The organism is Baaleninema simplex PCC 7105 (assembly GCF_000332355.1).
In the GTDB taxonomy this organism is placed as follows: Bacteria; Cyanobacteriota; Cyanobacteriia; order Cyanobacteriales; family Geitlerinemataceae; genus Baaleninema; species Baaleninema simplex.
The window spans coordinates 807,080-829,677 of the sequence record NZ_KB235958.1 but is presented as its reverse complement, the minus strand read 5'-3'; the positions used below and the strand labels follow the sequence as shown (position 1 = coordinate 829,677).

Sequence of the window (22,598 nt, the reverse complement as noted above, 5' to 3'; positions counted from 1 at the left end):
AACGCTTACACCACTTCTCAAAGCAGGGTGGCATAGCGGCTGAGGTGGTCTCTCTCATGGGGACACTCTCCACCTTAAATCCTTTTCAGTCAAGGGTTTTGCTTTTATTTTACCTTTTTTACCGTTTAAGTCCCGTTAGGACGATGAAGAAGAGTTGACAAACTCCCCGCGAGTCACGCGACGGGGATTCTGGGTTCAAACAGCCAATGCAGGCGGAGCCTGACTAACTTCGCCTAACCCACAGGTTGATGCCCCAACCTGTTTGATGTTAATTGCGGCGTTTTCGTCCCGGTCGTTTTCCGACCCGCAGGACGGGCAGCGCCACCGCCTCATGCTTAAATCCAACTCGTCCAGAACATAGCCGCAGCAGGAGCAGGTCTTACTGGACGGGAACCAGCGATCGATGTAGGCAACGGTTTTTCCTTTCTTCTGAGCAACCCATTCCAAAATTTGCAGGAGCGACCGAAATCCTAGGTCGGATATCTTGCGCCCCCATAACCGTTGCATGGCTTTCAAGTTCAGCGTCTCGAAGTAGAGAACGTCAAACTGGTCGGTCAGCCAGTGCGCTAGTTTCCAAAACCAGTCTTCTCGTCGGTGAGCGATGTCCTCGTGGCGACGAACTAGGTTTTTCCGAGCGCGTTCTCGGTTGTTCGACCCTTTCTGCTTGCGAGACAGTTCTCGGTTCGCCTTTTGAATCTCGCGGAGAGATTGCTTGAAAAACAGCGGTGCGTCAATGCTGAAGCCTTCAGAGGTCGTGAGAAACGTTTTCAGTCCGAAGTCAAAGCCAGCGCTTTTACCCATCTCGACTTTGACAATCGGCTCTGAAGAAGCGTCTACCGTGACTAACAGAAACATCTCTCCCAAGGGAGTCCGTTTAACCGTCACGGTCTTAATTTTTCCCTCAATTTCTCTGGACTTCCAGAATTGATACACCCGACCGCAGATTTTGACTCGATTTCCACCGAGAAACTTGTAGTTGTTCTGCTTGAGAGTAAACGACTTGTACTTTTTGACTTTTTTAAACCCAGGAGGACGAACCCCTTTGTCTCTGTGCTTAAAAAACAACTGATACGCTTTTTCAATACGCTGGCAGATGTCTTGCACGGCTTGAGCGTCAACGGTTTTCCAAAAAGGATTCCGTTTCCTGAGTTTAGCGATATGCTTCTGGAGCTTGGCGCAGTTCAAGTGGGGTGCATCTCAATTTCGTAGAACGACCCCTCCGCCTTCGGCACCTCCCCTTAGCAAGGGGAGGATGGGTGGGGTTCCGGGTGCAAAAGTGAGATGCACCCGTTCAAGTGTTTGCCCCACATCCGATAGTACCGACGATGTAACGCAATACAGTGGTTGTAAATCGTTCCCGAGGCGTTGACGATGCGCTTCAGGTGGCGATTTCGCTTGTGGTTGTACAGCTTGAACTTGAGTGTCTTCATGTTATGACGATCGCATATTGGGGACGATCGCATATTTGGGTAGTCAATGGGTAGCCAGCTATATGAGCTATATGAAATTAAGGCTAAGTGTCAGGATTGAGGCAGGACGACTTGAGAAGCTAAGACGGATTGCCAAGCAGAAGCGCAAAACGATGACTCAACTAATCGAAGATTGGATAGATAGGATTAAGGAAGCTGACGGCGCTGTGGATGCCGCACGAGTCGCTTTTCCACCCCGCGCTAAAGCAGCGGGGCGATCGAGCTCCCGACCTATTCACGTATTGGACAACCGAGGCATTCTCACCCCTTCGACCGCATCGCGGAAGGCTTCGACATTAGGACTGAAATCGATCGGCAACACGGCCACGACGTTTTCGTGAGGACGGGGAATAATCACCCAAGATTCCAGAGTTGCCCCTTCCGTGCGTTCGACGGCGGCGATTCCGGCGTCCATCGCTTGTTTGACTTCCGAAACGTCACCCCGGATGTTCACCGTAAATCGGGCGCTTCCGACACGGATATATCCGACGAGGGTAACTCGTCCGGCTTTCACCATCGCATCGGCGGCGGCTAAAATACCGGGGAATCCCTTCGTTTCGATCGCTCCAACTGCCTGTTGTGTCACTGTTCGTCTCCTAGAGTTCGCAAATCTCAAAAAAAGCTTCGCCCGAATACGTCCGCTCCTTATTCTAAGGAGTGTGGCGACGTTGTTTGAAACGGTTTTTCAAACAAGTTTGTTGAAGGGTTCGCGTCGATCGCCCTATCGAAACGGCTCGCTGGCTTCCGTATACTCGAGCGGCAACACGGCAACCACGTTTTCAGGAGGATTGGGAACGATATAGTGAGAGATAATCTCACCCCCAAAGGTTTTTTCAACCGCTTCGAGTCCGGCGTCCATCGACTGCTTCACTTCTGAAATCGGACCGCGAAAGGCGATCGCGAACTGACCTCTTTCAGCCTTATCGAAATACACCAACGTCACTCGCCCCGCCTTCACGACCGCATCGGCCGCCGCTAAAATAGACGGAAACCCGAGGCTTTGAATCATACCGACGGCAACGGGCATGAGGACGACTCCTCCAACGCAATTGGGCTATCCAATTGTACAAGTTAACTGTCACAAGTTACGATCGAAGCTCGTAAACTTCGATCGCGCCCCCATGAACGTTCGGATCGGTAACGGTTACGACATTCACCGCCTCGGTGAAGGACGCCCCCTCATCCTCGGCGGTGTCGAAATTCCCCACCCCTTCGGTCTCGTCGGTCACAGCGACGCCGACGTTCTCACCCATGCCATCATGGATGCCATGCTCGGCGCTCTAGCCTTGGGCGATATCGGTCACTACTTTCCCCCCACCGACGATCGCTGGAAAGGCGCCAACAGCCTCGTTCTCCTCGAACGAGTCAACGAACTCCTACACGAGAGAGGTTGGCACGTCAGCAATCTCGACAGCGTCATCGTCGCCGAACGCCCCAAACTCAAACCTCACCTGGCCGATATGCAAGCGAAACTGTCCCACACGCTGCAACTCGATCCGACCGCCATCGGCATCAAAGCCACCACCAACGAAAAACTCGGCCCCGTCGGACGAGAAGAAGGAATCGCCGCCTACGCCGTCGCCCTACTCGTCAACGAAAAGTCGTAACGAGAAGCCGTAGGGTGCTGTGACGCGGGCAAAAAAATGGCGTCGAAGTCCAGTCAATGTTGTCCCCGCGTCACGCACCTTTTACAGTCACCAGTCACCAGTCACCAGTCACCAGTGAAGACAGTTAACAGGTAACAGTTTCTCCCCTGCTCCCCCTGCTCCCCCTCTCCTCCTCTCCTAAAAAAACGCCATGTCACTCGTTTCTCACCTCGTCCGAAAATGGCATCGTTGGCTCGCCGTTGCGATCGCCAGTTTCGCCTTGTTTGGACTCGGCGGATGTAGCCTCGAGGACTTCCGCGTCGATGCAGCTGAAGGAACGCAACTAATCCTCGGACAACTCGGCGATCCCAAAACCTTTAACGCCGCCCTCAGCAAAGAATATCCCAACGTTTTTACCTATACCTATAACGGACTCGTCGATACCAACGGCGTGACGACAGAGATCGAACCAGCGTTAGCCGAATCTTGGGAAATTTCCGACGATACATTGAGGATCGTCTTTACGCTGCGGGAAAACCTCCGTTGGTCTGACGGAGAACCGCTCACCGCCGACGACGTGGTATTTACTTACAACGACGTTTACTTCAACGAACAAGTCCCCACCTCGACTCGTCACGTTTTGCGCGTCGGAGAAAGTGGGGCGTTTCCTATTGTCCGAAAGCTCGACGATCGCCGAGTCGAATTTATCCTTCCCGAGCCGTTTTCGCCGTTGCTACGTGCCTTGAGTTCGGAAATTCTTCCCGAACATATTTTACGACCGGCGATCGAAGAAACGGACGACGACGGCAATCCAGTCTTTAACAGTACTTGGGGAACCGACACCGATCCGACCCAAATTGTCGTCAACGGTCCTTATCGCCTCAACCGATACGTTCCCAGCCAGCGAGTCGTTTTCGAGCGCAATCCTTATTACTGGCGCAAAGACGACCGAGGCATTCCACAACCGTATATCGATCGCATCGTTTGGCAGATCGTCGAGAACCAAGACACACAGCTTTTACAATTTCGCTCGGGGGGATTGAGTGCGGTGAGCGTCGCACCGCAGTATTTTTCGTTACTCAAACGAGAAGAGGAACGAGGAAATTTTACCATCTACGAAGACGGGCCTGCCCTCGGTACGACATTTATTTCATTTAACCTCAACAAAGGCATAAAACCCGACGGAACGCCCCTCATCGATCCGGTCAAATCTAAATGGTTTAATACGTTAGAATTTCGTCGAGCAGTCGCCCACGCCATCGATCGCCAAACGATGATTAATACCATTTATCGCGGCTTAGGCGAGCTTCAACATTCTCCGATTTCAATTCAAAGTCCCTATTACTATTCCCCAGAGGAAGGACTTCCCGCTTACGATTACGACATTAAAAAAGCCAAGGAACTGTTGCTCGGTGTGGGGTTCCAATACGACGATCGCGATCGCCTCCTCGATGCTGAAGGAAATCGCGTCGAATTTACCCTCATCACCAACGCAGGGAATCAAGTTCGCGAAGCGCTCGGCGCTCAAATCAAGCAAGATTTAAGTCAAATTGGCATTAAAGTTAACTTTACCCCCATCGATTTCAACAACCTCGTCAGCAAACTCTCGAACGATCTCGATTGGGAATGTCACTTACTCGGCTTTACGGGGAGTATCGAACCTCACGGCGGGTTGACGATTTGGTCGGTGGACGGAACTTTGCACTCCTTCAACCAAAAATCGGAAGTGATGGAACTTGAAGGACGAGAAGTTTCAGAGTGGGAGAAAGAAATCGAGCGGCTTTATATTCAAGGCTCTCAAGTTTTTGGAGACGAAGAACGCAAAGCAATTTACGTCCAAGCTCAAACCATCGTTCAAGAACAATTGCCGTTTATTTACCTCGTCAATCCCTTGTCAATGGGTGCGATTCGGAACGACCTTCAAAACATTAAATATTCGGCATCGGGCGGTGCGTTTTGGAATATTTACGAAATTTCAATTGAAGAATAAATCGAAATGTAAACCCTTAATTTTTTTGTCAATACTGCGTTTAAAATTCCAAAAATATCGAGTAACTGGTGACTGGCGACTGGTGACTGGCGACTGAAAAATATGGATGCCGATACTCTAAAAATACTGCTCGATGCTGTAGCGATGGGACAGCTCGATCCCAAAACTGCCTTAAAAAAGTTAAAACACTTCGCCTACGAACCGGTTGGAGACTTTGCCAAAATTGACAACCATCGGAGTTTGAGAACCGGATTTCCTGAAGTGATTTGGGGACAAGATAAAACCCCCGAACAAATTGCCGAAATTATGTTAGCCATGCGCGATCGCCATCCGACGGTGATGGCAACCCGCGTTTCAGCAGAGGTTTACGCCCAAGTGCGCGATCGCGTGCGGGACGTGCGTTACTATCCCCAAGCAAGAATTTGTGCGATCGCCCCTCATCCCCTCGAACCCCGTTATCCTGGTGCGATCGGCGTTCTCAGTGCTGGAACCGCCGATCTCCCCGTCGCCGAAGAAGCCGCCACCACCGCCGAACTCTGCGGGTTTGAAGTATTGCGGTTGTGGGATGTCGGCGTCGCGGGACTGCACCGTCTGCTAGACAACCGCCACCTCCTCACCAAAGCCCACGTTTTGATCGTCGTCGCCGGAATGGAAGGCGCATTACCCAGCGTCGTCGCCGGACTCGTCGATTGTCCCGTTGTCGGCGTTCCCACCAGCATCGGCTACGGCGTCAGTTTTAACGGCGTCGCCCCGTTGTTGACCATGTTAAACTCCTGTGCGGCGGGAATCGGCGTCGTCAACATCGATAACGGGTTCGGGGCTGCCGTATTAGCCGGACAGATTTTAAGAACCGCCCACCGCATCGCTGAAAATTGCTAGTTTCCGAACGTTCCGAGTTATTCGGGTGAAATCTGTCGGCGAAACACCTCCACCAACGCCTCCCGCGAGACCACCAACGACGGAACCGGCCGTTTGAGATAATCCTGATGTTCGACTAACGGAAACACGGACTCTCCATCCAAAAAGACCCAAGCTGCCCCCGCCGCTCGTACAATGGCGTACACCGCCGCAATATCCCAAACCTTGGGCGTAGCTTCCGCTGCTCCCAAGCAAATGCCCGACGCCACCGTCAACAGATTGTACGTCGCCGCACCCACCATACGAATCTTGCAGGGAAAAGGATGCTTTACCCAAGAGACGCTGCGAGAACAGAAGCTGAAAAGGTGATTGTCTGAAGGTTCGTCAGGACTCACGCGAATCGGTTCGCCGTTGAAATACGCACCGCTGGGAACCTCTAGCCCCGTCTCTCCGTTCCAGAAGCCGTGAAACGTCTGTTGGATGGGGGGAAAGTGAACCAGCCCAAAGACCGGCGTACCGCGATAGAGTAAACCGAGTGAGATACCCCAGACAGGAATACCTCGGGCGAAATTGGTGGTTCCGTCGATGGGGTCGATAACCCAACACCATTCGCGATCGGGGAACGTTTGGCTACCTTCTTCCGTGAGGATGCCATGTTCGGGGAATTCCTTGGCGATCGCATCACCGAGGGCATTATCCGCCCAAACATCAGATTTAGTGACGAGACTACCATCATTTTTTTCCTCTGGCGTCGCCGCCCCGAAGTCATCGATAAGTTTTTTACCAACCCGTTGAGTTAGAGTTTGGCTGAAGTGGGTGATATGGTTCCAGTTCGTGGACATAGAGATTAAACCGATTAACAACCGTAGGGTGCCGTGACGCGGGCAAGAAAATTGTCGCATCCCACCGTCTCATGACCGTCCCGCGTCACGCACCGCGCCCACCGACCCATCCCGAACCCCCCCGTAGGGTGCCGTGACGCGGGCAAGAAAATTGTCGCATCCCACCGTCTCATGACCGTCCCGCGTCACGCACCGCGCCCACCGCGACCCATCCCGAACCCACATCAACACCTCCAACCGACCAATCACGCACCAACAACCGTTACCGTCCCCACCGACAAATCGAATCCCAACGCATTATCGGGGTAAATACCTCGATGGGCGATCGTTCTATGGATCGGTGGGGGCGGTGCGTGACGCGGGAATTTCCGGGGAGTGTTAAAGGTAAGAATGTTTTTGTCCGCGTCACGGTACCCTACGGTCCAATGCTTTGGATCGGTGGGATGTGATACTGTGATACGGTGGGGGTTCCATGGATCGGTGGGGGCGGTGCGTGACGCGGGAATTTCCGGGGAGTGTTAAAGGTAAGAATGTTTTTGTCCGCGTCACGGCACCCTACGGTCTAATGCTATTGTTATGCCGAATTATCGACGAGATCGCACGCCGGGCGCGACATTTTTTATTACACAAGTTACCTATTGTCGGCAACCTTGGTTGTGTCGAGCTGTTGCGCGAAAAACGCTACGAGATGCGATCGAACGAGTCCGTCAAAAATATCCATTTCAAATTGATGCCTTCGTTCTCCTTCCCGATCACTTTCATGCCCTTTGGACGTTACCCGAAAACGATGGAAATTGTTCGACGCGAATGCGGTTAATCAAAATTCACGTCACGCGAAAAATTGGTCGTATTTTAACCTTAGAAATTCCCGAAACCCGCTCTCGATACGAACGAGGAGAACGCAATCTCTGGCAACGTCGGTTTTGGGAACATCGAATTCGAGACGAACGGGATTTTCAAAATCATTTTGACTACATTCATCACAATCCCGTCAAACATGGTCTATGCCGAAATCCCACCGATTGGCCCTATTCCAGCATCCATCGCTTCACCCCAACACACACCCCGTAGGGTGCTGTGACGCGGACAACCCAATTCTCGCATCCCACCGTCAAATGACGTTTCCGCGTCACGCACCGCCCCCACCGACAAACCCCCACACCCACCTTACCGCCTCCAACCGACACATCCCATCCAACCCCAAAAAACGCGGTGAAACCCGGCACACCGAACGGACAAATCAAATCCCCATTCGCGACGGGGTAAACCATTGCAATACCTCGATCGTTCCATGGATCGGTGGGATGCGATACGGTGGGGGTTCCATGGATCGGTGGGGGCGGTGCGTGACGCGGGATTGACATGGGGGTTCGGGGACGAGAGGGGAATTGCCCGCGTCACGGCACCCTACGGTTTTGCTGGGGTAATTGCACCGAAGTCGGGGTTGGGATGAAATGGTTGATGGGGTTTCAGTCGAGTGACATTTTAAATTTCTCGAAAACAGAAATAGGGTGGGCATTGCCCACCCTACGAAGCTCTACCAACTAGATTGGTCAGAGGCTAAAGGATCGTTAACCGAACCTAGATGACGTTGATACCACCGCCACCTTGGAGGTCGTCGAACTTGATGAAGTCGTTTGCGTCAACACCCGTGAAACTTAAGCCAGTGGGTAACACGGCAAACAGAGTCATTTTATTGTCCACACCGTCTCCAATGTACAAGCCACCCGTGCTCTGGTCGTAGCTGACTCGACCTGCATCATCAAAGCCATCAGCAGTGAGAGTACCGCCGTACACGAGACCAGCAAAGTCACCGTCAAAACCGACGTCAGGGGTGTAAGCAGCATTAACAGCGTTCGAACCAGCCGTGGGATTGATTTCACCGAACAGAACGCCCGTTCCAGCGAAGGTGTAAACTGATGGCAAAACAGCATCACCAGCACCAGCTTCGTAATCAGTGAACGCATCGTCTTTCAGGACGATAACGTCACCTTGAGAGATCGAGAAGTCAGTCAAGGTATCGACATTGAAGCCAGAGGTGAAGTAACCAGCATCTAAGTTGGGCGCACCAGGAGTCGTACCAACTTCAGTGACGTACTCACCCGTTGTACCGACGATAAAGTTCTCAGCAACAGCTAGAGGACCACTCGCCGCCAGAAACTCTTCTCCCGCTCCCTCGACCAGCGCAGGGTTACCAACGTAGTTATCGTCGAGTGCAGTTTCGAGTACGTTACCCGTTTCTTGGAGACTCAAGATCACGAATCGATCCGCACCTGCACCACCTGTGAGCTGATCGCCATCACCGTAGTTCACAGCTTCTGTCGCCGAGACCGATCCATCCAGAGCGATAACATTGGCTCGAGTGGCTGCGGTCATACCAGTACCGCCGTAGAGCTGGTCGTTACCAGCACCACCGCTGAGAATGTCTCCACCGAACTGGCGACCTTGCAGGACGTCGTTGCCCTCGCCACCGCTCAGGTTCAACGTGGGGCTGGTAGTTCCAATGTTGTCTGTGGCACCGCTGCTGAGACCGAGGGTATCGTCGCCAGCATCGCCTGCCACCGAGACTTCACCCGCAACAGTACCGAGTCCGCCGATCGAGATGACTTCATTACCCGCACCAGCACTGATAGACGCGCCAGCATCGACCGTACCGATGTTGAATATATCGTTACCGTCACCACCGGACACGACCGCACCCCCTTGCAGGCTGTCGAAGTCCAGCGTGTCAGCACCTTCGCCACCCGTCACGCTACCGGCAACGGTCTGCGCTGCAATGGAGTCGTCACCCAGTCCACCGTCGATGGGACCGACAGTCGGATCGGTTCCGACGACGTTAATAATGTCGTTGCCGTCTCCACCGCTAACGCTTCCCGTGACGTTACCGACGTTGAGAGTATCGTCGCCACCGCCGGAATCGGTCACGCCGTTCGCCGAGCCGATCGTCAGCAAGTCGGGCGCATCGCCAGAGATGATACCGCCCGAAGCAATGGAGCGGACGTTGCTGTTGTCACCGGGGATGAAGAAGTTGGCATCTCCACCGAAGCTATCTTGAGCCTGCACCGTCACCGTAACGTCAAGCGCACCGCTACCGATGTAGGTGTTGATACCCAGGGTGTCTTGAGCGATGACAGCACCAGCACCGAAGACGTAGTAGTCGTCACCTGCTCCACCCACTAAGGTATCGCCAGGGCCGCTGGCCGAAGCATCCAGGGTATCGTCGCCGCAACCGCCAATCAGGAGGTTGTTGCTACCCGCCATGGTCATCAGCAGGTCACCGCTATCGGACGTATCCGAGCCGGCCACATCGCTATCGCCCACCAGGGTGTTGTTACCGCCCACACCAATGATGGTATCAGAGTTGCACTCCGTGGCATCCGGGTTATCGCCCCAGAGTTCTGCACCATTGGCAACTAAGTAGAGATAGTCATCTCCCAAGTCGCCGAAGGTCTGTAGGCCTGCGCCAGCCGTTCCAGTCAGGCTATCGTTACCTTGACCGCCTTGCAGGGTCACGTTGGCTCCGACTGCTGCGCCGAGAACCAGGCGATCGTCTCCGCCGTTACCTGCCAAACCGTGGTCGCTACCGGCCGCGACATAGAGATAATCGTCGCCCACATCGGTTCCAGCAATTTGACCGTCGGGGCTGATGTCACCCCCGAGGATCGCACCACTGATGTTGGCTTCGACGATCAAGCTGTCGTCGCCCAAGTCGCCGACGAGCAGTGGGTTATCTGCGACGCTGCTTCCGCCAACTACGGCTGTATCGTTGCCTTGTCCGCCGTACAGACTGTCAGCATCGCCGTTTTCGTCGCTGGTTTCGGAAAGGAGGTAGTCGCCACCTTCATTTCCAAACAGGAAGCTCGCACCTTCGGGACCGGCTTTGACGTAGTCGTCACCTTCTCCACCGGCGAAGGTATCGGCGCCTTCTCCACCCGCCAGGGTGTCGTCGTCGTCTTCACCGAGGAGAATGCTTTCAGCTTCTTCAGAGTAGAGATAATCGTTTCCGGCACCACCGAACAGGGTATAAAGTCCCTCTTCGCCCCAGAGCGTATCGTTGCCCAGGTCTCCAGACATGAGGGCTTGACCGGTATCGTTGATCGCGTAATCGTCGTCTTTACCGCCGAAAACGCTGTCACCAACGCCTTTGCTTTCTAAGTAATCGTCGCCGGTATTTCCGAAAATCAGGCTGCCGGGGGCTACACCGTTGATGGCGCTGACAATGGTGTCGTTGCCGCCGAATCCTGCTGCGGCGCCGGTTCCCTGCAAACGAATTAGCTCGTCTGCGTCGTCGCCGATAATGACGTTACTAGGATTGTTAATGTCAGTCACTTATCGCTCCTCTTCCTCGCTAACGGTTTTTAGAACGTACCTTGGCTCTCGGCGCGGCTAACTGGATCGCTGGCCAATGCTGCCTCGAGCTGGGTTGCTTGGCTGCGAAAGATTTAGCTTTCGCCAGCGTACTCGGTACGATCGGTTCTCAGTCTCGCTGTACGCATAACAGTCGCCAATTTACAGCATGGACACTGATATTGTCTAGATCGGTGGGAACACGCAATCTCAGTTGGTTTGACTCTGTGTGAGAAGGGCTTCACTGAGGGCTTCTGTTCAGAGCGATCCAGGGGAGTTGCGCGTCCTAGCGACGGACTTGGCGACTTTTATTAGGTTTAGTCTGAACGAGCTGGGAAAATGTTCCCAGTGAGTTTGACTTTTTTTTGGCTTAACGTTTGTTAACACCTTCGATTCATACCACATTGGCTCTCGATAGACAATCGATCGCACGCTTATTACCACAAAATAAATAGAATGTCAATGTTTTTGGTAGGGCTGTCGATCGCCAGCTCGATCGCCCTTTCTCCCCCGCTCCCCTTCTCCCCCTCTCCCTCGCTCCCCTTCTCCCTCTCCTCTTCCCAACTCGACCCCATCGCCCGAGGTCAACAGTACTACGAAGCCGGGCGGTTTGCAGAAGCAGCGTCGGTCTGGGAAACGGCAGCCCGAGGGTACGATCGCCGCCACGATCGCCTCAACGAAGCCCTCAGTCGCATTTATCTATCTCTGGCCTACCAACGGCTCGGACAGTGGGACGCGGCCGGAGACGCCCTCGACCGGGTGCGATCGCTCCTCAGCCCCGATCCCTCTACGGACGTCGAACGGCAAATTCGCGCCCTCTTCCTCAACACCCTCGGACAGTGGCAGTTCGAGCGCGGCGATCCCGAAAGCGCCCTCGCAACCTGGCAAGCGGCCGAAACCACTTACATCGCGATCGCCGATGAGACCGGACGGTTCGGCAGCCAAATCAACCAAGCACAGGCGTTGCAAACCTTGGGACTGTATCGACGGGCGAAAGTCCTCCTCGAACGCGTCACGCAACAGCTCGAAGAGACTCCAGACTCCCCCCTGAAAGCCCGAGGGTTGCGGAGCTTGGGAACAGTCCTGCACATGATGGGTCGAATCGGAGAGGCGCAGCGAATTTTAGAGCGGAGTTTAGCTGTGGCGACGGCGGTGGGAGATGAAGAGGGGGTGCGGGGGGCGTTGCTGAGCTTGAGCGATACGGCGCGGGATTTAGGAGATACGGAAACCGCCTTGGATGCCTATGACTGGGTCGCGCGACGCAGCGAGGGACTCGATCGCCTAGAAGTGCAGCTCGATCGGTTAAGCTTGTGGATCGAAACCGACGAGTTCGATACGGCGCGATCGCTGTTACCCGAAATCACCGCACTGCTCGAGACCCTACCGGTCAGTCGCCGCTCGGTATACGCGCGAGTCAACTTGGCACAAAGTTGGCAGCGCCTGTCCCCCAACGACCGAGAAACCGTCGCGAGGCTGTTGGCACGAGCGGCAACGGAAGCCGCAGAATTGGGGGATCTCCGCGCTCGATCTTACAGCTTGGGAGAACTCGGACATCTCTACGAACGCCTCGGACAACTCGAAGACGCCCGAACCCTCACCGAGCGATCGCTGGCTCTGGCGCAAGCCATCCATACCCCCGACTTGCTAGCACGGTGGCAATGGCAGTTAGGACGCGTTCTAGCCCGACAGAACGACTATGACAACGCCCTCGCCGCCTATCGCGAAGCCGTCGCGGCGCTGAAGGTCGTTCGGGGAGATTTAGCCTCGTTCGAGACGGACTTGCGATTTTCCTTCCGCGAGCGGGTCGAACCCGTCTATCGAGAATTTGTCAGCTTGCTTCTCCAAAAAGCCGAACTGCACCGATCGAGCGATCGAGACCGGTTCGATGCTCTGGTGGGCGAAGCGCGAAAGGCGATCGAATCTTTACAACTGGCCGAACTCGACAACTTCTTTCGAGAAGCCTGTTTGGACGTTCGGCCGGTTTCGATCGACGCCATCGATCCCCACGCCGCAGTGGTTTACCCGATCGTTTTACCCGATCGCCTGTTCGTCATTCTCTCCGTGGCCGGGCATCCCCTACAACTGTTTTCAACTGAGGTTTCTCAAACCCAAGTTGAAGAAAAAGTAGCGAAAATGCTCGAATCGCTACACCTAGCCTATTCAGATCTCGATCGACTCGAGATTTCTCAAACCCTCTACGACTGGTTGTTAAAACCCGAAGAAGACGTTTTAAAACGAGAAGAGATCGAAACCCTGGTGTTCGTTCTCGACAGTACGTTACAAACTCTACCCCTAGCAGCGTTACACGACGGCAACAGCTATCTCATCGAACGCTACGCGATCGCTCTGAGCCCCAGCTTGTACCTGTTCGCACCGCAATCTCCGTTACCCGATCGCCCCCAGGTTCTCAGTGGCGGACTGACAGAAGCTCGCCGAGGATTTCCCGCACTCCCCGGAGTCGCCACCGAACTCGATCGCATTGCCCGCTATCTCCCCGCGCGGGTTTTACTCGACGACAAGTTTACCGAGCAACAGCTCGAAACCCAAGTGCGATCGCGCGATTTCAACATCGTTCACCTGGCCACCCACGGTCAGTTTAGTTCCAACGCCGACGATACGTTTCTGCTGACCTGGGACGGCCGCCTGAACGTCAGAGATTTCGATCGCTGGTTGCAAACTCGCCGCTTCGGTCGATCGATCGACTTACTGGTACTCAGTGCTTGTCAAACAGCGTTAGGAGACGAACGAGCAGTATTGGGTTTAGCCGGAATGGCCGTGCGATCGGGCGCTCGCAGCACTCTCGCCACCCTATGGTCGGTTCGCGATCTCTCGACGACCCAACTCATGGACGAATTTTACCGCCAACTGACCCAACAGCCGCGACCGAACAAGGCAGAAGCCTTACGCCGCGCCCAACTCCATCTCTTGCGAGAGTCACCGTACAACCATCCGTTTTTCTGGGCGCCGTTTGTGGCGATCGGCAACTGGCAATAGATTTACAGTCACCAGTCACCAGTCACCAGTCACCAGTGAAGACAGTTTTCAGGTGACAGTTTCTCCCTGGCTCCCCCTCTCCCTGGCTCCCCCTCTCCCCCTCTCCCTGGCTCCCCCTCTCCCCCTCTCCCTGGCTCCCCCTCTCCCTCAAGTTGGTTTCCTCTCAAGGTTCGACTAAACTGGGCTTAGAGGACTTCCTCATTTCTGAGAATTTCGAGCGGATGTTGAGTTTCAATTTTGCAAGTTTCAGTCTTTCACACTGAAACCTACCCTTTAGAATGGCTGCGTCCCTCAGAAATTTCCGGACAATTCCAACTTACAGAACTATTAAATAACAGTGCTGGTGGAAATTCTTGCTTAAAATTAAGTTTTATTACCGAGCAAACCAGCTTGCCTTATGTTGACTAGCCATCGTTCGATCGCGTGCGCGTCATTTGCTACGATCGCAGCGATCGGGTGCATCTTTTACCCCAAAGTGTCCTTTTCGATCCCATCAACAGATTCGTCCCCAGGCGAGCCTGCCAAATCAGATCGAACTGACACGTTCACCAGTTCTCAACGCAGCGAACTCAGTGGAATTGTGCGCTTCGAGCCGCCCCCAGAAAGTCCTCCCGCACCACCTGACAGTGGTGGAGGGGGTTCGCGGGGAATCGTGCACTTCGAGCCACCTCCAGAAGAACCTGCCGCCCCCGGCGAAAGTGGAGGAGGTGGGTCTCGCTATCGCTGGGAGTTCGAACCCCCCGACGAGGATGCACCCGAGGAAAGTGGGAGTGGCGCATCCCGTAGCGAAAACGAATTTGCCGTCTCGAGCCAAGACTCTGAGTCTCAACTCGTCTCGCTAACGCCACTCGTTCCAGAGACCCATTACGGCAGAACAGTTTCCGCCCACCCGTCGTTTTTCGTCTACGTTCCGGAAACCGTCGCTCGCCAAATGTTTTTCAGCCTGCACGAGTACGTGGCGACCGACAACGAAACGGTCGATCGTTTCCCTCACTACCAAGGGGTTTTATCGATTTCTGGCTGTGAGGGCATCGTACAACTGACACTGCCGTCGGAAGCCCGAGAACTCGAACTCGGAAAAAACTATCAGTGGTACGTTGCCGTCGTCACGAGCGATCGGCTGCGTCCTGACAGTCCCAGTACTTCTGGATGGGTGCGACGAGTTCCTCAGTCTCCCGATTGGGAAAGTCTGGCTTCAAAGGAAAACAGCCTCGATTTGGCTGCCACCTACGGACGTTCCGGAATTTGGTACGACGCTCTCGAAGTTCTCGCTGCGTTGCGACAAGCTCGCCCCCATAGCAACGTTTTAGCAACTGAATGGCGCGACCTTTTAGCTCAAGTCGGACTCGAGGCGATCGCCGATCGCCCCTTCGTCGATTCAACCTCAGTCAGCTCGACCCACGAATGTGGCAACGGTTGACGAGGTGGTTGAGTAGCTGGCAGGGTGTGTTTTTTACCGCCCCGCCAGTGGCGTTGGTCGTCAGTTTTACCGCTACCTTTGGCGGATTTCAATTATTCGAGCGTGTTGCCATCGATACGCTGTTTCGCCTGCGTCCGGACGCACCCGTAGATTCACGAATCGCGATCGTGGCCATCGGCGAAGCAGACATCCGCCGTTTGGGGGAGTGGCCGGTTCCCGATGCAGTTCTGGCCGAGGTCATCGAACGCGTTCGGAATCGGTCTCCCCGCGCGATCGGTTTGGATTTGTACCGAGATTTTCCTGAAGAACCGGGATACGATCGCTTGGTCGAGGTCATGAAATCGACACCAAACTTAGTCGGTATCGAAAAAGCACTCGGCGAAGATACGGTCGCCCCTCCCCCGACTTTGGCTCGACTCGGTCGCGTCAGTCTGGCCGACGTGATGGAAGATGGCGACGGGAAAGTCCGCCGGGCACTCGTTTCTTCTCGCATCGACGGTCGGCTACGCTTCGGATTGGGCGTCGATTTGAGCCTGAAATACCTCGAACGCGAAGGTCTTACCCTAGAGCGCCTTTCAGACTGTTTGTCTTGTTACCGCTTGGGACAGGCGACGTTCGTTCCGTTACGATCGCCCATTGGAGGCTATTCGGAAGCCGTGTCTGGGGGCTATCAGATTTTTCTCAACTATCGCGGTGGGAACGGTAGTTTCCCTCAAGTGTCGCTCAGCGACGTTCTCGAGGATAAGGTTCCAGGGAACTTTTTCCGCGATCGCATCGTGTTGATCGGTTCGACCGCCAGCAGTACGAAAGACGTATTCCCGACGCCCTACGGAACGGGATCTTCAGCCATGAACGGCGTCGAGGTTCACGCCCACGTGGCCAGTCACCTCATGTCGGCAGCCCTCGACGGACGCCCGCTGCTGCAACCTTGGACGCAGGAAGAAGAATGGTTGTGGATCGCGATATGGTCGTTTGTCAGCGGCGCGATCGTCTGGCGCGTTTTAGTCCGCCACCGCAGCGGGACGAGTTCTCTCTGGTACAGCTCTCTGTCGGGAATTGCCATCTGTTGGATTCCCTTAGCCGGAATAACCTATGTGGGATTCGTCACCGGGAGCTTAGTTCCAGTGGTTTCTCCAGCCGTTGCAGTGGTGGCGACAAGTTTGGCGGTGTCAAATTATTACAGTCAGTTGAAGCTTAAAACGACGAACGAACAACTCGAACGAGCTAACGAACAACTCGAGCAGGCGAACGAACGACTTCGGGAGTATTCTTCGGTGTTGGAGGAAAAAGTTCGCGATCGCACCCGAGAACTCGAAGTGGCCAAGCAACGAGCGGACGCTGCCAATCAAGCCAAAAGCGAGTTTTTGGCCAATATGAGTCACGAGCTGAGAACGCCCCTCAACGGCATTCTCGGGTATGCGGATATTCTACAGCGGGATTCTCAGGTCACGACGAAACAACGCGATGGATTGGTGGCGATTTATCAGTGCGGAACTCATTTGTTAACGCTGATTAACGACGTTCTGGATTTGTCGAAAATCGAAGCGAGAAAATTCGAGTTGCAGCCGATCGAATTCGATTTTTTGGGTTTTTTGCGAGGTGTGGCGCAAATGTGCGCGATTCGTGCGTACCAGAAAGGGATTACGTTCGATTGCGATATCGATCCTCGGTTGCCAGCAGGGATACGGGCAGACGAGAAACGCTTGCGTCAAGTGCTGTTGAATTTACTGGGCAACGGGATCAAGTTTACCGATCTCGGTGGGGTCGTGTTTCGCGCGACGCTCCTGCAATCGCCTGTCGAGACTTCCGAAAGCGGGCTGTCGGATCGCGGGACGCTGAAATCTTGTCGCGTTCGGTTTGAGGCGATCGATACGGGGGTGGGTATGACTTCCGAGCAGATCGAGAAAATTTTTCAGCCTTTCGAGCAAGTGGGCGATCGCCGCAAACAAGCTGAAGGCACGGGATTGGGTTTGTCGATCGGACAGAAAATCGTTCAGGCGATGGGTAGCACGTTATGGGTAAAAAGTCAACCTAAAAAAGGAAGTGTTTTTGGTTTCGAGTTAGAGTTGGAGGTGGCCGAGCGTTGGGAACGTCCCTCAACCGGAAGCATATCGTTAGTCGTGGGGATCGATGGCACGCCGCCGACGGCTTTGGCCGTTGACGATAGCGATTACGGGCGTGCGGTGTTGGTGTCTTGGCTGAACGACCTCGGCTGTCCGACAGTGGAGGCGGCGGATGTCAAAACAGCGTTGAGACGCCTGCAAAAAGGGGCGATCGATGTGGCGTTCGTCGATTGGATGTTGCCCGATGGGGGTGGAGTGGACGCGATCCGTCGGTTGAAGCGGTATCGACCGGACGGCGGTTTGAAAATTGTGGTCTGTTCGGCCAGTGCCTTCGAGCGCGATCGCGAAGCCGCTCTGACGGCTGGGGCAGATGCGTTTCTCTCAAAACCTCTCTCGCGCGATCGCGTATTGCAAACCCTCGAGGAGTTGTTGGGCTGTCAGTGGATTTACGGAATGCCCGATCGCGAGGTTCGAGCAGCCGATCTTCGGAACCACAGCAAGGATATCGTTCCCCCACCGCACGATCGCCTCGAACGATTGCACGAACTGACACTTCAAGGCAATTTAAAGCGGTTGAGCGGGGAAGTCGAAGCGTTGAAAGCAGAAAACCCTCAGTTGACTCCCTTTGCCGATCGGGTGTTGGAATTCGCGAAAACTTTTCAGGTCAAACAGTTACGGGCTTTCCTCGATAACTATTACCTGTAGTCGATCGCCACTTACTGTTATGGCAATCTGAATCGAACAAAAAATCAATACAAAAAATCCTTGCCCGATCGTCGCTCGAGCGATCGCGTCCTCTACCGCACTCAAGCTCAGTTCGACCGGAGACGCGATCGCAGACTCTCTGTCATTAGAATTCACGCTTCTGGTACGCTGTAGTAGCAATCAGAGAAATTCGAGCCTGCCCGTACAGGCTTAGTATGTTTGAAGACGTAACTATGGCTTATCGATTACTGTTCGTGTGTTTGGGCAATATTTGCCGCTCTCCATCTGCGGAAAATATCATGCGCTATCTCATCGAGCAGGCGGGTTGGAAAGGGGAAATTACCTGCGATTCAGCAGGAACGTCCGATTACCACATTGGAAAACCGCCCGACAAGAGAATGCAGGAAGCGGCTGAAAAACGAGGTATTGCCCTAGTGGGAAGCGCCCGTCAGTTTGTCGCAGAAGATTTCGATCGCTTCGATCGCATTTTGGCGATGGATTTGGAAAATTACCACAATATCCTCGCCCTCGATCGCGCGGGAATTTACGAGAATAAAGTTTATTTGATGTGCGATTTTTGCCGAAACTACACGGTTAAAGAAGTTCCCGATCCCTATTATGGCGGTCTCGAAGGCTTCGATCGCGTTATCGATCTACTCCTCGATGCGTGTGAAGGACTCCTCGCTGATATCCGCCCGCATTTGGATTAAGAGCAGGGAAGACAAGGGGGCAAGGAAGAAACTGTCAACTGTCTCCACTGCTTCACGGCTCACTGCTCATTGCTTGCTGAACCAGCACTGTTAACGCTCCGGTGAACCCCTCATACGGAATCCGCACACCATAACCCCTCTTAAAGCGATCGCCTAAAATCGATTTAAGTCTTGGCTTACAGGGAATTTACGACGAGGGCCGCAAAACAGGGTTTTCAAACCTGGATTCCGTATCACAAGTTCAAAAGGGTAAACACAGCGACAGCTAAAACGAAATAGCCAAAGCTTTTTTGTAGGTGTTTGGCATCGATCGCTCTGGCGAGATATCCACCGACGAGCGTTCCCAGGGTAGCGGCGGTGGTGAAGGATAGAGTTAACGGCCAGTCGAGATCGACTTGATTGATGTAGCCGAGAAAGCCACTGGCGGAGTTAATAGCAATTAGCAGTAACGAGGTGCCGATCGCTTCTTTCATAGGAACGCCACCCAACAATACGAGGGCGGGAACGATGGCAAATCCACCCCCAACGCCGACAAATCCCGTCAGAACGCCAGTGAAAACCCCAACGACGGGTAAAGTTGCCGCATCACACCTCTGGGATTGAGTGGGAGTTGCTGTTTTGGAAGGCGATCGATCGCTTTTGCGAATTGTCAAGAGGCTCACCACCAACATGATTATCCCGAAACTCAAAAGTTGCACGGTGTCGGTAACAAAGGGTAACGTCACGATTTGCGCTCCGCCATAGGCTCCTACTATGGCAAAGGGCGCAAAAATGAAGGCAACTTTCAAATTGACGTGATGCTGTTGCCAGTGGGGAATTAAGCCGACGAGACTGACGAGGCCGACGATAAACAAACTCGTGGCGACAGCGAGTTTCGTCGGTAAGCTCATGACGTAGACGAGCGTGGGAACGGCTAGAATCGAACCGCCTCCGCCGAGGAGTCCCAAACTCAAGCCGATCGCAACGGCTAGTAAATGTCCGATCGCCCAAGTCAAGACCGAGGGGGCGATAACTTCCATAAAATATACTTCAAAATATACTTCTTCTATGCGTTCTGACTCACGCAGCCACATCGCACGTTGGCGGGAAGGGCTTCGGCGATCCGCTGCGGCTGGGGAAGGTTGAGATTCTCCATCAGTTCGATGAAGGCAGCGCGATCGCGACCCGCTAGACGAGGGTTGAAGCGTTTTTCTTCGCCGATGCTGGAAACGGTGTGTCCTCGGTAGTCGTGACCGGGATACACCAACGTTTCGTCGGGTAGGGTAAACAACCGCTGCGTGATGGTGTCGTAGAGGGTTCCCGCATCGCCGCTTTGGAAGTCGGTTCGTCCACAGCCTCGAATCAGTAGGGAATCTCCGGTCAGGACGCGATCGCCGTTGATGAGATACGCCATGTGACTGTCGGTATGTCCCCAGGTGGCGATCGCTCGAATGGATACTCGACCGACTTGCAATACCTCGCCGTCTTTCAAAATGCGATCGGCACAGTCGGCTTGGGCGTTTTCGGGGACGACCGTTTGGCATCCCGTGAATTCGCGCAGTTTCCCGCCTCCCGTCACGTGGTCGGCGTGGATGTGGGTTTCGATGGCGTACCGCAGGGTCGATCCCAATTCGTCGATGAGGGTGCGATCGCGATCGACTTGCGCGACGACCGGATCGATAACGGCCGCGTCACCGCTGAGTTCGTCGGCAACGAGATAAGTATAAGTACTGGTTTCTGGATCGAAGAGTTGTCGGAACAGCATAATTTGCGCCCTCTGTGCGATCGGAAGACTCTGTTATCGATTGTATACAATTATTTGATTGATTAGTTATATTTTGTCAATTCCAGAAGAGAGCTAACGTCCCCACCTCTGAGATCGATGACTCAACTGTCAATATTACGACTCATCGATCGAACGATTGTTGCAAACTTTTGCCGGAGATCCCCGGCATCTCCAAGATGCCGGGGATCTGGCTTGGTTTATTTAACATAAAATAGGGCTTGCTGAAAAGAAGTGAAAAGCTTACGGCGTAGGGCTTAGAGGAGTCTAGATGTGACGTCAAGAGCCCGAAAAAGAGGTAAAATTGAAAATTATCGTGCATCCAGTCAGAGAAAATGTATCGAAAATCACAAAATCCCGACACGCCCGAAGAAGCCTTTGAGCTTTCCTCTGAGGAAAAGTTGTGTGGAGAAAATCGTTGGGTCATTCTGGCAAAACTCATTCCCTGGACAGAATTTGAGGAAGAATACGCCCAGATTTTTTCCGAGGAAATGGGAGCGCCAGCGAAACCATTTCGGATGGCGCTCGGCGCATTAATTATCAAAGAAAAATTGGGAATTAGCGATCGAGAAACCGTAGAGCAGATCCGAGAGAACCCGTATTTGCAGTATTTTATCGGTCAGAAGAGTTACAGTAGTGAAGCCCCATTCGACCCCTCAATGATGGTTCACTTCCGTCAGAGAATTGGGGAAGAGTTTCTGGGTAGAATCAATAAATCAATGGTCAAAAAAGCCCAAGGATTTGGGAAGGAAGCCACCGAAAAAAAGCTCGGAGAAGCCGGAGAAAGAGAAGACGGTCAAAATAATAAAGGAAAACTCTTAATCGATGCAACGGTGGCACCAGCGGATATTAAATATCCCACGGATTTCGATCTGTTAAATTCAGTCAGAAAAGACACAGAAAGGATCGTCGATAAGATGCACGAACAACAGAAGGTAAAAGGAGAGAAAAGACCGAGAACTTATCGAAAACAAGCCCGTAAAGAGTATCTAAAATTTTCTAAAAGGAAGAAGAAATCGAGAAAAGAACGAATCAATGCAGTGAAGAAACAACTGAAGTATGTGAAAAGAAATTTGGAATATATTGAGAAGCTAATTGAAACAGGGGTGAGCCTGGAATGCTTAAGCCACAGGCAATACAGAAGATTATTGGTCGGAGTAGAAATCTACCGTCAGCAGCAATGGATGCTCGAAAATCAAACCGAGCGGATTGACGATCGGATTGTCAGTCTCAGTCAACCTCATGTGCGTCCGATCGTGAGAGGAAAAGCGAGAGCCAATACAGAATTCGGAGCCAAAATCTCGGTGAGTTGTTGGGATGGATATGTGTTTGTGGAGCGAATCAGTTGGGACAACTATAACGAAACTGGCGACTTGAAAATGCAAGTAGAGGAGTATAAAGAACTGACGGGACATTACCCAAAATCGGTTCACGCCGATCGAATTTATCGAACCCGAGCTAATCGAGCTTGGTGTAAAGAACGAGGAATTCGTTTGAGTGGTCCGCCTTTGGGAAGACCGCCTAAAAAGGTGAGCAAAGAACAGAAAAGACAAGAACGAGAAGATGAGAGAGTTCGGAACGAAATTGAGGGTAAATTTGGACAAGGAAAACGGAGATTTGGTTTGGGGCGAGTCATGACTAAACTGGCTCAAACATCAGAAACCTCAATCTCCCTCACATTTTTAGTGATGAATTTGGTGAAGCTGCTGAGGCAGTTTTACTGTCTTTTTTTGTGTCAAATTTCCCAAAACTCTGATTTTGTGTTCCAAATTATTAGGATGAGTTATATCAAGCTATTTTATACCAAAAAAATAGCTTATGCTTAACTCTGTTCCATTTCTTGTCAACTGTC

General features: G+C 53.2%; 19 protein-coding genes. 9 read left to right on the top strand and 10 right to left on the bottom strand.

Annotated elements, in window-relative coordinates:
* Positions 1-195: 195 nt before the first annotated feature.
* The 4 genes from GEI7105_RS0105635 to GEI7105_RS0105625 form a co-directional block, all read right to left on the bottom strand.
* Positions 196-1,185, bottom strand: coding sequence for an RNA-guided endonuclease InsQ/TnpB family protein (locus GEI7105_RS0105635; RefSeq protein ID WP_017659506.1), 990 nt, complete (start codon positions 1,183-1,185; stop codon positions 196-198).
* A 53-nt stretch (positions 1,186-1,238) separates the two neighbouring features.
* Positions 1,239-1,430 carry a hypothetical protein gene (locus GEI7105_RS34465; protein ID WP_245555376.1) on the bottom strand — a complete coding sequence of 64 codons (192 nt, stop codon included), beginning with the start codon at positions 1,428-1,430 and terminating at the stop codon, positions 1,239-1,241.
* A 274-nt stretch (positions 1,431-1,704) separates the two neighbouring features.
* Entirely contained in the window at positions 1,705-2,055 is a 351-nt protein-coding gene (locus GEI7105_RS0105630; protein WP_017659505.1) for a carbon dioxide-concentrating mechanism protein CcmK, read from the bottom strand.
* Between the two features lie 135 nt (positions 2,056-2,190).
* Positions 2,191-2,496, bottom strand: a complete 306-nt coding sequence (locus GEI7105_RS0105625) for a carbon dioxide-concentrating mechanism protein CcmK (RefSeq protein ID WP_017659504.1) — start codon at positions 2,494-2,496, stop codon at positions 2,191-2,193.
* Positions 2,497-2,590: 94 nt separating this feature from the next.
* Here GEI7105_RS0105625 and ispF point away from each other — a divergent pair, with 94 nt between their 5' ends.
* The 3 genes from ispF (at position 2,591) to larB (ending at position 5,924) form a co-directional block, all read left to right on the top strand.
* Positions 2,591-3,076 carry a 2-C-methyl-D-erythritol 2,4-cyclodiphosphate synthase gene (ispF, locus tag GEI7105_RS0105620; RefSeq protein ID WP_017659503.1) on the top strand — a complete coding sequence of 162 codons (486 nt, stop codon included), beginning with the start codon at positions 2,591-2,593 and terminating at the stop codon, positions 3,074-3,076.
* A gap of 190 nt (positions 3,077-3,266) precedes the next feature.
* Complete coding sequence (locus tag GEI7105_RS0105615; protein ID WP_017659502.1) at positions 3,267-5,045, top strand: ABC transporter substrate-binding protein; 1,779 nt, start codon at positions 3,267-3,269, stop codon at positions 5,043-5,045.
* 102 nt (positions 5,046-5,147) lie between these two features.
* Positions 5,148-5,924 (top strand): nickel pincer cofactor biosynthesis protein LarB, encoded by a 777-nt coding sequence (gene larB / locus GEI7105_RS0105610; RefSeq protein ID WP_017659501.1) that lies wholly within the window; start codon positions 5,148-5,150, stop codon positions 5,922-5,924.
* Between the two features lie 17 nt (positions 5,925-5,941).
* On the opposite strand, the gene GEI7105_RS0105605 is transcribed toward larB, so the two are convergent.
* Complete coding sequence (locus tag GEI7105_RS0105605) at positions 5,942-6,745, bottom strand: inositol monophosphatase family protein (RefSeq protein ID WP_035492448.1); 804 nt, start codon at positions 6,743-6,745, stop codon at positions 5,942-5,944.
* Between the two features lie 69 nt (positions 6,746-6,814).
* Positions 6,815-6,970: a hypothetical protein gene (locus GEI7105_RS36785; RefSeq protein WP_158413168.1), complete on the bottom strand. Its 156-nt coding sequence runs from the start codon at positions 6,968-6,970 to the stop codon at positions 6,815-6,817.
* A 351-nt stretch (positions 6,971-7,321) separates the two neighbouring features.
* Here GEI7105_RS36785 and GEI7105_RS29215 point away from each other — a divergent pair, with 351 nt between their 5' ends.
* Positions 7,322-7,816, top strand: coding sequence for an REP-associated tyrosine transposase (locus GEI7105_RS29215; protein WP_017659499.1), 495 nt, complete (start codon positions 7,322-7,324; stop codon positions 7,814-7,816).
* Here the strand turns inward: GEI7105_RS29215 and GEI7105_RS36780 are convergent.
* A complete protein-coding gene (locus tag GEI7105_RS36780; protein ID WP_144053681.1) occupies positions 7,774-8,016 on the bottom strand; it encodes a hypothetical protein in 243 nt (80 codons plus the stop codon). The genes GEI7105_RS29215 and GEI7105_RS36780 overlap by 43 nt on opposite strands.
* 310 nt (positions 8,017-8,326) lie before the next feature.
* On the bottom strand, positions 8,327-11,074 hold the full coding sequence (locus tag GEI7105_RS0105590; RefSeq protein ID WP_017659497.1) for a beta strand repeat-containing protein: 2,748 nt from the start codon (positions 11,072-11,074) through the stop codon (positions 8,327-8,329).
* Between the two features lie 474 nt (positions 11,075-11,548).
* Here GEI7105_RS0105590 and GEI7105_RS0105585 point away from each other — a divergent pair, with 474 nt between their 5' ends.
* The 4 genes from GEI7105_RS0105585 (at position 11,549) to GEI7105_RS0105570 (ending at position 18,984) form a co-directional block, all read left to right on the top strand.
* Positions 11,549-14,086: a CHAT domain-containing protein gene (locus GEI7105_RS0105585; RefSeq protein WP_035492446.1), complete on the top strand. Its 2,538-nt coding sequence runs from the start codon at positions 11,549-11,551 to the stop codon at positions 14,084-14,086.
* Positions 14,087-14,666: 580 nt separating this feature from the next.
* Positions 14,667-15,506, top strand: coding sequence for a DUF928 domain-containing protein (locus GEI7105_RS29210; protein ID WP_218959060.1), 840 nt, complete (start codon positions 14,667-14,669; stop codon positions 15,504-15,506).
* Positions 15,491-18,274, top strand: coding sequence for a CHASE2 domain-containing protein (locus tag GEI7105_RS0105575; protein ID WP_017659495.1), 2,784 nt, complete (start codon positions 15,491-15,493; stop codon positions 18,272-18,274). The genes GEI7105_RS29210 and GEI7105_RS0105575 overlap by 16 nt, the downstream gene beginning before the upstream one ends.
* A 233-nt stretch (positions 18,275-18,507) precedes the next feature.
* Positions 18,508-18,984 (top strand): low molecular weight protein-tyrosine-phosphatase, encoded by a 477-nt coding sequence (locus GEI7105_RS0105570; protein ID WP_026097456.1) that lies wholly within the window; start codon positions 18,508-18,510, stop codon positions 18,982-18,984.
* A 233-nt stretch (positions 18,985-19,217) separates the two neighbouring features.
* On the opposite strand, the gene GEI7105_RS0105565 is transcribed toward GEI7105_RS0105570, so the two are convergent.
* Positions 19,218-20,003 (bottom strand): sulfite exporter TauE/SafE family protein, encoded by a 786-nt coding sequence (locus tag GEI7105_RS0105565; protein ID WP_017659493.1) that lies wholly within the window; start codon positions 20,001-20,003, stop codon positions 19,218-19,220.
* A gap of 26 nt (positions 20,004-20,029) precedes the next feature.
* Positions 20,030-20,728: an MBL fold metallo-hydrolase gene (locus GEI7105_RS0105560; protein ID WP_017659492.1), complete on the bottom strand. Its 699-nt coding sequence runs from the start codon at positions 20,726-20,728 to the stop codon at positions 20,030-20,032.
* Positions 20,729-21,081: 353 nt separating this feature from the next.
* Here GEI7105_RS0105560 and GEI7105_RS0105555 point away from each other — a divergent pair, with 353 nt between their 5' ends.
* Complete coding sequence (locus tag GEI7105_RS0105555; protein WP_017659491.1) at positions 21,082-22,572, top strand: IS5 family transposase; 1,491 nt, start codon at positions 21,082-21,084, stop codon at positions 22,570-22,572.
* The last annotated feature ends 26 nt before the right edge of the window (positions 22,573-22,598 follow it).

What these genes read in the sequence shown, in the direction of transcription:
- GEI7105_RS34465 (WP_245555376.1), bottom strand. Translation starts at nt 1,430, where the DNA reads ATGAAGACACTCAAGTTCAAGCTGTACAACCACAAGCGAAATCGCCAC.
- GEI7105_RS0105625 (WP_017659504.1), bottom strand. Translation starts at nt 2,496, where the DNA reads ATGCCCGTTGCCGTCGGTATGATTCAAAGCCTCGGGTTTCCGTCTATT.
- ispF (WP_017659503.1), top strand. Translation starts at nt 2,591, where the DNA reads ATGAACGTTCGGATCGGTAACGGTTACGACATTCACCGCCTCGGTGAA.
- GEI7105_RS0105615 (WP_017659502.1), top strand. Translation starts at nt 3,267, where the DNA reads ATGTCACTCGTTTCTCACCTCGTCCGAAAATGGCATCGTTGGCTCGCC.
- larB (WP_017659501.1), top strand. Translation starts at nt 5,148, where the DNA reads ATGGATGCCGATACTCTAAAAATACTGCTCGATGCTGTAGCGATGGGA.
- GEI7105_RS0105605 (WP_035492448.1), bottom strand. Translation starts at nt 6,745, where the DNA reads ATGTCCACGAACTGGAACCATATCACCCACTTCAGCCAAACTCTAACT.
- GEI7105_RS36785 (WP_158413168.1), bottom strand. Translation starts at nt 6,970, where the DNA reads ATGTGGGTTCGGGATGGGTCGCGGTGGGCGCGGTGCGTGACGCGGGAC.
- GEI7105_RS29215 (WP_017659499.1), top strand. Translation starts at nt 7,322, where the DNA reads ATGCCGAATTATCGACGAGATCGCACGCCGGGCGCGACATTTTTTATT.
- GEI7105_RS36780 (WP_144053681.1), bottom strand. Translation starts at nt 8,016, where the DNA reads ATGGTTTACCCCGTCGCGAATGGGGATTTGATTTGTCCGTTCGGTGTG.
- GEI7105_RS0105585 (WP_035492446.1), top strand. Translation starts at nt 11,549, where the DNA reads ATGTCAATGTTTTTGGTAGGGCTGTCGATCGCCAGCTCGATCGCCCTT.
- GEI7105_RS0105575 (WP_017659495.1), top strand. Translation starts at nt 15,491, where the DNA reads ATGTGGCAACGGTTGACGAGGTGGTTGAGTAGCTGGCAGGGTGTGTTT.
- GEI7105_RS0105570 (WP_026097456.1), top strand. Translation starts at nt 18,508, where the DNA reads ATGGCTTATCGATTACTGTTCGTGTGTTTGGGCAATATTTGCCGCTCT.
- GEI7105_RS0105565 (WP_017659493.1), bottom strand. Translation starts at nt 20,003, where the DNA reads ATGGAAGTTATCGCCCCCTCGGTCTTGACTTGGGCGATCGGACATTTA.
- GEI7105_RS0105560 (WP_017659492.1), bottom strand. Translation starts at nt 20,728, where the DNA reads ATGCTGTTCCGACAACTCTTCGATCCAGAAACCAGTACTTATACTTAT.
- GEI7105_RS0105555 (WP_017659491.1), top strand. Translation starts at nt 21,082, where the DNA reads ATGTATCGAAAATCACAAAATCCCGACACGCCCGAAGAAGCCTTTGAG.